We start from the raw sequence: 13,441 nt of genomic DNA, 5'->3' as shown, positions 1-13,441 counted from the left end.
TAGATGAGAATTATTATCATGAATATGTTATTCCCCCTGTTCGCGGTGATCATCTGGTCCATCAATGCCGTGGTCAGTAAGGTCTCTGCCACCGCAATTGATCCCGCCGCCATCTCGTTTTATCGCTGGGTGCTGGCGTTGCTAACGTTAACCCCATTCTTGCTGCTGGGTGTTATCCGCAATTGGCGGGCAATCCGCGTTTATTGGTGGAAATTGATGATATTGGGGATGCTGGGTATGGTGCTGTACCAAAGCCTGGCGTACTACGCGGCTCACAGTGTTAGCGCCCTGTTTATGGGGATTCTCAGTTCGTTAATTCCCTTACTGACTGTGCTTATTAGCATTGTGGTGTTACGTGTCGCCCCCACGGTAGGCATTGCATTAGGTAGCGTGCTGTCATTAGGGGGGCTAGTGTGGTTGGTTAGTGCAGGTAACCCGGCACAACTGTTGCAACATGGTATCGGCAAAGGTGAATTGATGATGTTCGGCGCATCGGCATCCTATGCGTTGTATGGCGTATTAACCAAACGCTGGGCGATTCAATTACCCAACTGGCAGTCCCTTTATATGCAGATCGTTTTCGGCGTGGTGCTGTTATTGCCTAATTTCCTGATGGCCTCAGATGTGCAATTGACGGCGCAGAATATTCCATTGGTGCTATTTGCTGGGATCCCAGCCTCAATTATTGCGCCTTATTTGTGGATCCACGGTGTGATGCGGTTAGGGGCAAATACTGCGTCGATATTTATGAATCTGACACCGGTATTTACCGCCATTATTGCCGTGGCCTTCCTTCATGAGCAATTACACAGCTATCACCTGATTGGCGGGGGTATCACGCTGGCTGGGGTGATATTAGCTCAGCGCCTGCGCACCCCATTGCGAAGAGCGGCGGCGCAGTAAAAATAAGGTAGCGGCGTATATTCTGCGCGGCTACCCCCTGCCCTTTTTTTATTCCGCGCTAACCGCCACCATTGCTGCTTGAGTCTTATCTTTACGATGCAACATCAACACCCCCAGTAATACCAGCGCGCTGCCCAACAATTGGGAGGGAGAGAGTGTTTCACCCAACAAGAAATATGCAATCACCGCAGTGAAGACCAGTTCCAGCGTTAATAGTAGGCTGGCCACCGCCAAAGAGAGTGTTTTCAAACTGAGATTAAACAGGCCAAACCCTAGTAACGTTGGACCGGCGGCTAAAATTAACAATAGCCCCCAACCAGACCATTGAATGCTATTAGCTCCATGGGATAAGAAAAATAGATCACCCACCATTGGCTGTAACCCAGGCAATGGAAACCACAGCAATAACTGATTAAATATCAGTTGGTAGATGGCGGAGAAACCAAAGACGTAAAGAATAGTGTTCCAGACCGGATAACGGCGTTCAGTCGCAATGCGCCCAGCCAGAGTATAAAAGCTGTAACCAATACCGGAGGCCAATCCGATAAATAAGCCAACAAAATTAAAGTCTGATGCAGTAATATTCAGGCCATCGCTGACTAAGAAACAACCCAACAGGCTGATAATAATAACCAGTAATTCACGCCAGCCCATATATTCGTTATAGAAAACCCAGCCGAGAAACACGGTAAAACCGATTGAGCAATAGACCAGAATGGTGGAGATCGACGCACCGTTTAAAGCGACAGATTCAGTCCACAGCCCATTAAAGACCGCCAGCAATAAGCCATACGTCGTATAGAACTTTAGCTGGCACCCGCGTAATTTGGCCCATTCCGGTTTGGTCAGAAGTAAAATAGGTAATAACACCATGGCGACCAGTGCTGCCCGCCAGAAAGCCAATACCGAAGTGGGTAGATGATAATGCGCCGTGAGGATGCGAATTATGATGCCGGTAAAACCCAACAACATGGCACTAATAATCGCCAGCAGATAGCCTTGTCGTTTGCCACTAAACCCGCCGTTGCCCGCCCCGATAGAGCCAAATGCTGATGGGAATAAATCTGCCGGAATCGCCATAACAACCTCATAACTACTTTCAGGATATTAATCAGATAGCGATTGTACCCCCCATGTTCTCGGCCACCAGAGCCACTTCCCCACTGATTGATACAGGCCACTTTTTTCCTCTTGAAGCCTTGTTAACCTTGAGTATAGTGACAATATATTATCCACAGTGAGCCACTTTTGGTCGGTGAGACATGCATATTCCGTTAGATCGCCAGCAAGACATTCCACTGTATCTACAAATCGAAGAGGCATTGCGCCGTGCTATCCTCAGTGGGGTGTTTGCTGATGGCGACAAACTGCCCTCAACCCGCACCTTGGCAGCAGAATTATCAGTGAGCCGCCTCACAGTGGATAATGCTTATGCCGAGCTGGCGGCGAAGGGGTTATTACAACAACGTCGCGGCAGCGGTGCCTATGTCTGTCACCTCTCGCCGCCGCCAAGCCATCCGCATCCACGGCTACATGGTGAGTTCCCACTGGATCGTTTTACCACTGTCACCTCAAGGCTGGACGGGTATGCCGATATCCCGTTACCGCCAGATACCATCAATTTTGCTGCTGGCATCGGTAGCCCCAAAATTTTCCCATTGGATGAATTCCGCCAAATCTTGCATTCAATTCTGCGCCGCCATGCTGAAGAAGCATTCAGTTACGGCGATTACTGTGGCTATTATCCATTGCGCGATACACTCAGCCGCATTCTATCCGCACAAGGTATCCCAACACGGCCAGAGCAACTGTTGATAACCAATGGTTCGCAACACGCCATCAGTCTGATCAGTCAATCACTGCTGGCCCCAGGTGATAGTGTGCTGGTAGAAGAACCCACTTATGCCGAAGCATTAGCCCTGTTCCGCCTGCATAAAGTGAATATTATTGCTCTGCCCAGCGACCAACAAGGCATGAATCTGGCGACCCTGCCTGCGCTGTTAGCCAGGCATCAACCGAAACTTATCTATTGCATTCCCAACTTTAATAACCCCACCGGACGCTGTATGAGTGAAGAGCGCCGCCATCAGTTAGTGCAAATAGCCAGAACTGCTGGGGTGCCGATACTTGAAGATGATTATGTGGGTGACTTGCGTTACAGCGGCAAAAAGCTGCCTTCGCTGCGTTCACTGGCAGCCGCGGGTGAAGTTATCTATGTCAGTACTTTTTCCAAAATGTTACTGCCCAGCATGCGCATTGGTTATCTGGTGGCAGACGCGCCCCATTACATCCAACTGGCGCGCTTAAAGCATGTTGACAGTTTTACCAGCTCGAACCTGATCCAACGGGCGTTGGATGCATTTGTCACAGTCGGGCGCTATGACAAACAACTTCGTCGGGCTTGCCGTTTGTACCGCCAGCACCGTGATGCCATGGTCGATGCCCTCCAGCAGACACTGCCGCTCGGCTGCCAGTTTGAAGTTCCTGATGGGGGATTATTTATCTGGCTACAATTGCCAGCAAACGTGCCAATGACTCAATTAATGCCGCTGGCGTGGCAGGCGGGGGTCACTTTCGCTAAAGGTGGCGGGTTTTACCGCGAAGAGTCAGATGGAGAGTTCACCCTACGTTTGAATTTTGCCGCTAATTCGCCCGAGCTGATTAGCCAAGGAATAGCCAGATTAAGTGCGGCGATTAGTCAGTGCCAGGCATAATATTAATCAAAAAAACGCACCACCAAAAGTCAGACTGAGTCCAACGTTTGGCGTGCGTTTCACTGTGGCGTTGGCTAAACAGCGTTACCTCAGAACGAGGCCAGCCATAAACGCAGTTTCATCCCCCAATAGCTGCTCCATCCGCTGGTATTTTGTACCATCTTGCCTTGATAAAGGATCACTAACGTCGGTGTAACACTGACTTGCCACTGCGCTGACAACTCGCCGCGTGGGTCATTTATCACCGGTAACCGGTAGCCTTTTTTGGTCAGCCAGCGCTCAAGCTGTGGTGCTTCACCAGAGCGTAGCGCCACTGTCATCACATTCTCGCCCTCCTGCACCAATTGATTGACACTGGGACTGGTGAATTTACACACGCCGCACCATGTTGCCCAAAAATAGATGAGCAACGGTTTGTCCTGGCTCATCGCCTTTAGCGAGACAGTCTGGCCCTCCAGGGTTTGTAATGACACATCGCCCCAATCAGCAGGTACCTGCGGGCTACGCAACCAATCCATCCCCAAAGAGACCACCGTGACCAATACCAGCAGAATAACCAGCTCTTTACCCCACCGCTTCAAGCGACTCATTTACCCGCCTTAGCCAGTTGCTGCTTCACTATCTCCTCCAGTTGCTCATAGGAAATAGCACCTGGGATTATCTGATTACCAATCAAGGTGGCAGGTGTGCCTTGGATACCCAGTTGATCCGCTAATTTCAGGTTGGTACGCAACACATTCAAGCTCTGCTCGCTTGGTGCTACCGGCGTAACACCGGTTTTTTTCTGCGCCGCGGCAATACTGTCAGCATCGTGGAAACCTTTTTTCGCCATCAAGCGCTGATGAAATGGCAGAAATTGATTCGGATGTTGTTGCCACAGTGTCAACGCCAACCGTGCACTGGTCACCGAGCTTTCCCCTTTAAACGGTAGCGGTTTTATCACCACCGCCACTTGCGGGTACTCCTTCACTACCTTTTCCAGCAACGGATCAAAAGTTTTACAAAATGGGCAGTTGTAATCGGTAAATGAAACCAATGTCAGGGCTGGAGTTGCAGCCCCAAAACGTGGGCTGCCAGGGTCTTGGAACAGCGCCTGCTTATTGGCGGCGATAAATTGATCCATTTGCTGCCCTTGCGCTTCATTAGCTTGCTGCTGCAAGGCATTGATAGATTGTTCAAGAATGTCTGGATTGGCGACCAGCGTTTCACGGATTAACGCTTTAATCCGCACTTCCTGCTCCGGCGTAAAGGGTGCAGCCGCCCACAGTGACGTCGAGATCAGCGCTAACAACACAACCATGATAATTTTCATTCTTTATTTCCTTTAGCATCGGCCAAAATTTTTAATAACACGTCACGGTCCAACAGTGGCGAGAGCACCACACCCTGCGGTTGCTGTGGCCCATAAATTTGATTAAATGGGATTGCGACACTGCCGCGCTGGCGCAAAAACTCAGTAATATCAGCAGAAGGTCGCGTCCAGTCACCGCGTAACGCCACCACGTCAGGCGCTTGCAACGCCTGCTGTACATCGTCACGCATCAGGACGTGTATTTTGTTAACTTTACAGGTCACACACCAATCGGCAGTGACATCGACAAACACCCGCTTATGCTCCATCAAGGCTTTCTTAATGGCTGATTCAGTTAATGGCTGCCACGGGATGGTGTCATGTAGCGGTTTGCGCCACAGATTAGCCGTCAGCGAACCCGCCAACAGTAATCCGCCGATAATCAACACCCCGATTAAGCTGACGATTGCGGCAACACGCACGCCATAGCGCCAGCCAATTGCCAGTAATAGCGCTAACAGCAACACTCCGCTAATCACCATCACCAGTGGTGAGCCAATATGGCTCACCATCAGGCTCAGTAACCACAGACTTGATGCCAGCATCAGCACCCCCATTCCGATACGCAGACGGTTCATCCAACGACCTGGACGGGGCAACAACAGCACCAATCTAGGCCATAGCGCCACCGCCAACCACGGCAGGCTCATGCCAACCCCTAGGGCGGTAAATATGCCCCACAGCGCCGGTAAAGGGGCGGCCAGTGCAAAGGCTACCGCCGTCCCCAGAAATGGCGCGGAACACGGGGTTGCCAGTAGCGTCGCCAATGCGCCCTGTCCAAAGTGGCCGGCCAAACCGCGAGCCCCCGCTTGCTCCACACGAGGCGCAGCAATACGGCTATTGAGCGATGAGGAGAGGTTAATTTCGAACAAGCCGAACAAGTTGGCCGTAAAGAGTGCGGTAACCAACACCATAAAGCCGATAAACCAAGGGCTTTGGAACTGAATTCCCCAACCAAGGGCATGATTACCTAAGCGCAAGGCGGTCATCAGTAATGCCAACAACCAAAACGAAGTCACAATCCCAGCAGACGATGCCAGAAACTGCCAACGGACCTGACGGCGGGTTTGCTGCCCAGTCTGCAAAATCGACCCCAGTTTCATGGCAAGGACCGGAAGCACACAAGGCATCAGATTAAGAATAAATCCGCCCGCCAGCGCCATCACTATCCAAGACCAAAAACGAGTGGAGGATTGCGGTAAAGTGAGCGCTTGCCCAATGGTCACCGTGGCCTCTTGCGCCAGACCCGCATCAGTAATCACCATCGTCAGGGGTTTACCACGTAGATCCCCCACGCCCTCCCCCCAACCATCAGTCGCAGGAACCCGTACCGATAACTGATTACCCTGCACACTGACCAGCGGTTTACCGAGATCCACGTCCGCCAAGGTATCGAAGAACAACTCGGGCTGTTGCCAACCTTCGTCACGCACCGCCAGAATTTGCACCTCGCCATGGCCAAAACCAGCTTGGATCTGTTGGGTCAGGGCATTGGCAATGGGTACCTGCCCCATCGCCTGGGCAAAATCATGTTGGAATTGCTGTTGGTTTTCGCCACTTAACGGCGAGGAAAGATCGATGCTAAACGGGTAGTCAGTCAAAATGCAGACATTGCTACAGGTCGATAGGGTCAAGATGCCAGTTAGCGTTTTGGGTGCCTTAGCGGAAATGACGATCGGCAGCATGGCCTGCTCGTGATAGCCCTGAGTAGAGATACCAGAAACATCAAACCGTTGTGGTACAGGCCAGTACCATTTTACCGCGTCAAGAGCTGTGCTCCAGGCAATGGTCGGTGCAATGCCCCCTTCACCCGGTGAGCGCCAATAGGTTTTCCAGCCTTTCTCCAGTTGAACGGAAAGTAACAGGCGGGTTTCACCGCTCGTTGAAGGTTCGGCACGAATCCGCACCTTAGCATGTGAGTTTTGTGGGCTGACCAACCAGCCGCTGTCTGCCGCCCAAAGGGTGGGCATCCATAGCAGTAACAGACAGAACAACGCTGTCTTGCTTAAATTGAACATGATTCTTCTCCAGAAATAGATTAATCACAGCAACCCAAAGGGGTGCCGTAGTTATGCCAAAAGCATCTCTATTCCCGGAAAATGCACAATCGCAGATGCACCCTCAAACGGCTGGGTGATATCACTCGGGGTGGCGGAAACCTCATGCGGGTCGGGATCACCGGCCCCAATAGCAAGAGTAATAAACCCAGAGAAAAAATCGCTAATTCGAACAGAACAGGCGGGGATGCCAACAGGGATTTGGCACTTAGCTCACAAGGGGTGGGTGCCTCATCAGCATCGGCAGCAACCTGTGATGATGATGTCTGAAGGAGGTTTTTTTCCAACGCGTGCAGGCTGGCTATGCGTTGTGTCATACAAACTAATATGACCAGGCAAGCCAGGCAGAGGAACCACTTTGCCGCGCGCTGTTGTTTAACCATTATTGGTGTTTAACCATTATCCGTATTTAATCCTGACCCGTATAATTCATCAGTAAAATTGATAAATTAGTCTCATTCAAGACCGAGCGCCCATCTTAGCGGCATAATCAAGATTATCAATGTCTGAACTTAAACAATCACTCAAAGTGACATTTAATTACAAACGTAGTTAACAAAAAAACATAATCTGACGGTATGGGTCGCCCACATTTGCGCGTATCATATTGGTAGCCTGCATCTATTGCCGGGTACTTTATGAATTTCCACAGTATCGCCTCCACAGCGAAGGACCGGTTATATGCAACCTTTGAACGGCCCAAGTGTGCCGATTGCCAATGATCGCAATGTCGCACCGAACAAAATACCTCATCAGGGCCAAGTGGAAGATCAGGCACTTACCCCTGCGCAACGCACTACGCTGGAGAAGTTAATTGTGCGGATCATGGCCCTTAGCCCAATCAAATCTGCCGAGATCTGGGCCGGTCTGCGTCATGATTTATCCTTGGGTAGCACTAGCGACTTACTGGCACGCCACTTCCAGCCCGCTGAGCAATTGCTGCAAATCCGTCTGGCGCAGGCACAGGAAAATCATGCCAATCACCAGTTGCGCCAACAACTGACCGAACTGCTGCCTCAAGGCAATAACCGGCAGGCGGTCAGTGATTTTATCCGCCAGCACTTTGGTCATACTGTATTAAGTCAGTTAAGCCATTCAGAGTTACAACAAGTTCTGGTGCTGCTGCAATCCGGTACACTGAATATTCCACAGCCACAACTGGCAACAATAACTGATCGGCCGTTACTGCCTGCGGAGCATCAGAATATTCAATCGCTAGTAGCAAAACTTAGTGCCGCAACCGGCGAGCAACCGGCCAAAATATGGCAGGCATTGTTTGATATGGTGGGGGTAAAAAGTAATGATCCGTTACCTGCGCGCCATTTCCAGATACTCAGCCAGTTTTTACAGACCAAAGTGGCACTCAGCCAGCAAACAGCACCTACATTGGTTAACTTGCAAACCGCGTTGAAACAGCCCGCTGATGCGCAGGAACAACAATTATTAATTGATTACAGCCAGAGTCGCTTCCAGGCCAGTCCCACCACGCCTCTGACGCAAGCGCAGTTGAACGACATTATCAATGTCCTGTTTACCGCCAGATTGGATCGGGCCAATGCAGCCCAACGTTTAGCAGAAGACCAAAAAATTCTGCAACCAGTGATTAACCCGCTAATTGCCGCCTTACCCCAATCATTACAGCCATTGTTGCAAAAACCGTCACTGGCATTTGTAGCGCTGATTATAGTGATGGTCTTTTTGTTGGCTATCTTCTTCTAATGACAGATGTCGGCTCAGGTTATTTCCCGCTGAGCCGCGCCTGTGACTACCATAATAACCACCAGCCAACCAGAGCACTCCACAACAAAAATGGCAGTGAGTAAGCATGGAATTTTAACCAAATGGCCGGCTCTGCCGCCATTCTCAGCGCAATTAAATTAGCCATAGAACCCAACGCAAAACCAAAACCACCAATATTGACCGCATAAGCCACCAGCGCGCTGGAAGGCAGATAATTAAGCAGCAATATTGTGGCGGGGACATTACTGATCAATTGCGATAGGCCAATAGCCAAAATATAGGCGGCAGCCGTAGACAATGTTTTGATTTCACCGAACAGCGATTGTAAAGCAGGTAATTCCGTCAGTAGGCGCACGTCAATAAACATCGCCATAAAGACCACAATCAAGCTCCAGTCAATGGCCAGTAACACCCGCCGCGCCAATAGCAATAAACCGGCAAAAACGATAAGTAGCCCATAGCCTGCCCAGCCCAAATCCACGCAGATAATAAAAATCACATACAGCGCCAAACAACTCAGCAACAGGCGGAACTGGTAAGGATAAATCGGGCTTGAGGCCTGTTTCTTTATCTTACGCGCCGGGAAACGCCACCATGTTACCGCTAATAATGTCAGCAGAATAATGGCTGCTAAAGGTGCCATTTGGCGGGTAAAACCGATAAAGGAGAGTTCGGAACGGCTCCATAACAGAATATTTTGTGGATTGCCGATCGGTGTTAATAGCGACCCGGCATTGACTGCCAGCGCCGAGAAAATGATCAGACGAGAAACCGGCAGAGACGATATTTTTTTCAACGTCAAAATCAGTGGAATGATGATAAATAGCGCCACATCATTGGTTAGAAAGGATGACAACAGCGCCGCGGCTAAGACTAAAAACAGCGCCAAATGCCGCTCGGTGTGGAGTGTATTAATAATCTTCCGACCAATAAAATCGAAGTAACCGCTGACCTCAACCCCTTTAGTCAGTAGCATTAATCCCAATAAAGTAACAATGGTGGTCCAGTCAATAAACTGTGGAAAGGCGACAATTTGGGCCGGCATTAAGACGGTTAACCCTATCCCCAAAATCAATAGAATATGTAATAGACGATCTTCCAGAAAAGGTCTGAATAGTGTTTTTACTGCTCGCTGAGTCGTGGCAAATAATGTCATCAGAAAATCTACAAATGGCCTGGGGCTGACAAAGAGAGATTACGTTAGCGTAGCCTATCATTTTATGCCAGCCCCTATTATCTACTGGCTACCGCACCCTGCGGCGAGGTAGTGTGAACTTAACTTTGCGTGTTGTGTTTTATCGCTTTTCTGAAATCATCCATTGAACAGAACCCGTTGGCATCAATCGGACAGCCCTTAATTTCCAGCGTGACACGTTTTGGTGGTGCCTGAAGGGTCAGCGGCGTCTTATTACGAATTTGCTCAGTCGACAGATAGATATATTCGATCTTCATCATATCTTTATTCTGTTTCGTATCTTTCCAACGCTCAAATACCACTTTGCCGCTGATTGGCGTTTTCTCATATTGGTCTGGCAATTGGTACTCTTTAGTCTTAAGGGCTGCCAACAATGATGCAATATTGGAGTCATGCCCAACCAATACCGCCAATTTAGCTTTCTGCGCCGCTAATTCATTAGGCGTTTTCTCACCGATGGGATCAAGAGCAGCACTGATAAAACCGACTAACTTCTCAGCCGCATTATCCACAATGGCAGGAGAACCAAATAACGTCTCATGGTAGAGATTTTTGATATCGATTAATTTACGCCACTCTTCCGCTGACTGAATCCGTCCCCAGGCCACATCTTTAATCGGAAAACCCTCGTAATATTGCAGCATAAACGCATCTGATGCACCAGTACCTAACTTTAACGGGCCGGTAATGCCTGGCTCTTTATTTTGTACCAATACAATATTGGTTGGCTGGGTACTCCAGTCACATTTCTTATCCGTTAAACAGGCGGGTGATTTTTTATAATCCAATACGCGGGAAAGTAAGTCGTAATTAGGCTGTAAACGTTTATTCAGCCCTTCGACCCCACCCGGCCCAGCGTGTTGATTAATCGATGCCAAGGCTTTTTCTTTAAATTCTGGTGTGACATCTAGCGTGATGATCGGATTAAAAACCGGATCCATTTTGCCGATATCTTTTTGGTGCGCCACTGGCACATTACAACCAGGGAAAGCGCCGAATAAGAAATGCTGCGCGGTACCAATGGTCCTTGGCAAGCTGTTAGCATAAGTAAATACGGTGGTATCTGCCGGGCATCCTGCCGCTTTCAGTAATTTGGCATTAACCAGCCACTCGCGGAAATACCCCCCCATCATCGCCTCAAGCTCTGCCCCTTTCGGTGTCAGATACCCCCCTGGGGTGGTCCATTGTGGCCATTTATCGGGTGTCGCACTGGAAAGCATATCGCCATAATTAACTAAAGGTGCGCGTATACCATGCCGGCTCATCACCAACACTTGTTCAAGTTTATAGTTGTCACTTTTATCCTGTGCTACAACATGGGTTGACGCTGGCAAGAGTAGCGCTAATAGTGTCAGGGTGTATGCCGTCTTTATTTTTATCATCCTAATCTCCGTCATCCTGTTGATGGTAATAGTGTAAAAATAGATAGAAGAATAAATAGATTTTTCTATTGCTACAGATTTGTTACAACAAACATGATAGACAGAGATAACAGCTATAGCCGGAGTCTTGTCACAGTTCCGCTAATTGCTTCGTTACAACGTATCCGGGTGTTTCCGCATCGTTAAACTCTTATCCATACTCAGTGCTGATGTTTGCATAGGAATAAACTAATGAAAATTTTGGGTCTTATTGGCGGAATGAGTTGGGAGTCAACCATCCCTTATTACCGGATGATTAACCAGCAGGTTAAAGAACAACTTGGCGGTTTACACAGTGCCAAAATCATTCTCTACAGTGTCGACTTCCATGAGATTGAACAACTTCAGGCCAAGGGTGACTGGGAAACCGCAGCACAGTTGCTGTCTGATGCCGCCGTTTCATTAAAAAAGGCCGGGGCTGACGTCATCGTGGTATGCACCAATACTATGCACAAAGTGGCTGATGACATTGAAGCAGCCAGCGGATTACCGTTATTGCATATCGCCGATGCCACTGCCGCACAAATTAAGCAGCAAGGGATCAATAAAATTGGCTTATTGGGTACCCGCTACACCATGGAACAAGATTTTTATCGGGGACGATTGACGCAAAAACACGGTATTGAGGTGATTACCCCCGATAGTATCGATCGCGAGATTGTTAACCGTATTATTTATGAAGAGCTGTGTCTGGGCGTTATCAGTGAAACTTCCCGTCAGGAATATCGCCGCATTATGGGCAAATTAGAGCAGCAAGGCGTACAAGGGATTATCTTTGGTTGCACTGAAATAACATTGTTGGTTAACGCACAAGACGCGAGCGTGCCGGTATTTGATACCACCGCAATACATGCCTGTGCGGCCGCAGAATATGCACTGAAATACTAATAGTGATTATGCCCCATGTCCCAATGGCAGCAGAGCTTAACACCGCTTACTCCGGCCTCCCTTGCAAGGCTCAGCAATAGGCCGGGTAATAAAGGCTGCTACATCAATGCGCCATTACGTTCGAAGAATATCAACCGCTAATAATATTCCTGCCCGCCGCTTTTGAGTTATAGAGCATTTTATCTGCGCGAATTAATAGTTGTTCCTGTGCTTCATTTTGCCCCAGCTCCACCACACCTAAACTCATTGTCACATTGATACTCCCTTCCACGGGCATGGTTTCGATACGTTGCCTGATTTTCTCGGCGATACATTTAGCCTCATTTAATTGCGTGTTAGGTAACACAATCATAAACTCATCGCCGCCCCAACGGCCTAAAACATCAATTTCCCTAATATTATTCCTAATTACATCAACAATATGCGTCAAGGTTAGGTCCCCAACAGAATGGCCATACTTATCATTAATAGATTTAAAATTGTCTAAATCCAACGAAAGCAATGACAACGGCTGGCAAAATCGTTTTGCGCGGTTATATTCGTGCTTGAGTACTTTTTCCAGCAAATAACGGTTGGCCGCAGAGGTTAATACATCTGTTTCAGATAGACTTTTTTTGATATCGAGTTGCTGTTGTAAGCGGAAATTGGTTTCGCGTAATTCAACGGTTCGCTCTTCGACTAACGCTTCCAGAGATTTATTCTTTAACTCTAACTTTTCCAGACGATGCTTTTTGTCATGGATATTACGGTGAGCGCCGATCATCCTCGATACTGAACCATCACTATTACGCTCAATCACCTTGCCGCGATCTTCAATCCACACATAGTCGCCATCATGAGTCCGGCAACGGTATTCAATCTGGTATCTCTCGGCCTGATTATTAATATAGGCATCAAACTGAAACATCACTCGGTCAAAATCATCTGGATGGATGATTTTCTCCCAAGTATGGACTGTATTTTCAAATGCATCGGCGGGATAGCCCAGCATTTCATACCAGCCAGTATTACGATAAACAAATCCATTGTTGGCATTCCAATCCCAGATACCATCACTTATCACTTCCAGAATTTCATGAACAACGCGCTCGTTTAAATCGGCAATCTTAACCTTCTGATCACTTGGATTATGGCTCATTGAACTACCCTGCTGTGTTGGTAAATTAAAAGAC

The 13,441-nt window shown here is 48.6% G+C and carries 12 protein-coding genes; 4 read left to right on the top strand and 8 right to left on the bottom strand.

Going from position 1 to position 13,441, the window contains the following annotated elements:
• The first annotated feature begins 18 nt into the window (after positions 1-18).
• Entirely contained in the window at positions 19-903 is an 885-nt protein-coding gene (locus V2A85_RS04190; RefSeq protein ID WP_372559493.1) for a DMT family transporter, read from the top strand.
• Positions 904-951: 48 nt separating this feature from the next.
• Here V2A85_RS04190 and V2A85_RS04185 read toward each other — a convergent pair whose 3' ends face one another.
• On the bottom strand, positions 952-1,983 hold the full coding sequence (locus tag V2A85_RS04185; RefSeq protein WP_420070933.1) for a DMT family transporter: 1,032 nt from the start codon (positions 1,981-1,983) through the stop codon (positions 952-954).
• Between the two features lie 182 nt (positions 1,984-2,165).
• Between V2A85_RS04185 and V2A85_RS04180 the strand changes: the two genes are divergently transcribed.
• The gene (locus V2A85_RS04180) at positions 2,166-3,617 is read left to right on the top strand and encodes a PLP-dependent aminotransferase family protein (protein WP_420070932.1); all 1,452 of its coding nucleotides are present in this window, start codon (positions 2,166-2,168) and stop codon (positions 3,615-3,617) included.
• Positions 3,618-3,706: 89 nt separating this feature from the next.
• Here V2A85_RS04180 and V2A85_RS04175 read toward each other — a convergent pair whose 3' ends face one another.
• The 4 genes from V2A85_RS04175 to V2A85_RS04160 all read right to left on the bottom strand — a co-directional run bounded on the left by V2A85_RS04175 (position 3,707) and on the right by V2A85_RS04160 (position 7,408).
• Positions 3,707-4,207, bottom strand: coding sequence for a protein disulfide oxidoreductase (locus V2A85_RS04175; RefSeq protein WP_372559495.1), 501 nt, complete (start codon positions 4,205-4,207; stop codon positions 3,707-3,709).
• Positions 4,204-4,929 (bottom strand): DsbA family protein, encoded by a 726-nt coding sequence (locus tag V2A85_RS04170; RefSeq protein ID WP_372559496.1) that lies wholly within the window; start codon positions 4,927-4,929, stop codon positions 4,204-4,206. The genes V2A85_RS04175 and V2A85_RS04170 overlap by 4 nt, the downstream gene beginning before the upstream one ends.
• Positions 4,926-6,986, bottom strand: coding sequence for a protein-disulfide reductase DsbD family protein (locus tag V2A85_RS04165; RefSeq protein WP_420070931.1), 2,061 nt, complete (start codon positions 6,984-6,986; stop codon positions 4,926-4,928). Before V2A85_RS04165 ends, V2A85_RS04170 begins: the two co-directional genes overlap by 4 nt.
• Positions 6,987-7,054: 68 nt before the next feature.
• Entirely contained in the window at positions 7,055-7,408 is a 354-nt protein-coding gene (locus tag V2A85_RS04160; RefSeq protein ID WP_372559498.1) for a copper resistance protein, read from the bottom strand.
• A gap of 298 nt (positions 7,409-7,706) precedes the next feature.
• On the opposite strand from V2A85_RS04160, the gene flk reads away from it, so the two are divergent.
• Positions 7,707-8,744 (top strand): flagella biosynthesis regulator Flk, encoded by a 1,038-nt coding sequence (gene flk / locus V2A85_RS04155; protein WP_420070930.1) that lies wholly within the window; start codon positions 7,707-7,709, stop codon positions 8,742-8,744.
• A gap of 46 nt (positions 8,745-8,790) precedes the next feature.
• Here the strand turns inward: flk and V2A85_RS04150 are convergent, their stop codons facing one another.
• The gene (locus V2A85_RS04150; RefSeq protein WP_372559500.1) at positions 8,791-9,921 is read right to left on the bottom strand and encodes an SLC13 family permease; all 1,131 of its coding nucleotides are present in this window, start codon (positions 9,919-9,921) and stop codon (positions 8,791-8,793) included.
• Positions 9,922-10,040: 119 nt separating this feature from the next.
• Positions 10,041-11,342 (bottom strand): bifunctional glucose-1-phosphatase/inositol phosphatase, encoded by a 1,302-nt coding sequence (gene agp, locus V2A85_RS04145; protein ID WP_420070929.1) that lies wholly within the window; start codon positions 11,340-11,342, stop codon positions 10,041-10,043.
• 231 nt (positions 11,343-11,573) lie between these two features.
• Here agp and V2A85_RS04140 point away from each other — a divergent pair, with 231 nt between their 5' ends.
• A complete protein-coding gene (locus tag V2A85_RS04140; protein ID WP_372559502.1) occupies positions 11,574-12,269 on the top strand; it encodes an aspartate/glutamate racemase family protein in 696 nt (231 codons plus the stop codon).
• A gap of 130 nt (positions 12,270-12,399) precedes the next feature.
• Here V2A85_RS04140 and V2A85_RS04135 read toward each other — a convergent pair whose 3' ends face one another.
• Positions 12,400-13,407: a sensor domain-containing diguanylate cyclase gene (locus V2A85_RS04135; protein WP_372559929.1), complete on the bottom strand. Its 1,008-nt coding sequence runs from the start codon at positions 13,405-13,407 to the stop codon at positions 12,400-12,402.
• Between the last annotated feature and the right edge of the window lie 34 nt (positions 13,408-13,441).

The sequence above is a fragment of the Yersinia sp. 1252 StPb PI genome (genome assembly GCF_048593885.1).
Lineage (GTDB): Bacteria > Pseudomonadota > Gammaproteobacteria > Enterobacterales > Enterobacteriaceae > Yersinia > Yersinia enterocolitica_E.
This window is presented reverse-complemented; position numbering and strand designations above follow the sequence as displayed.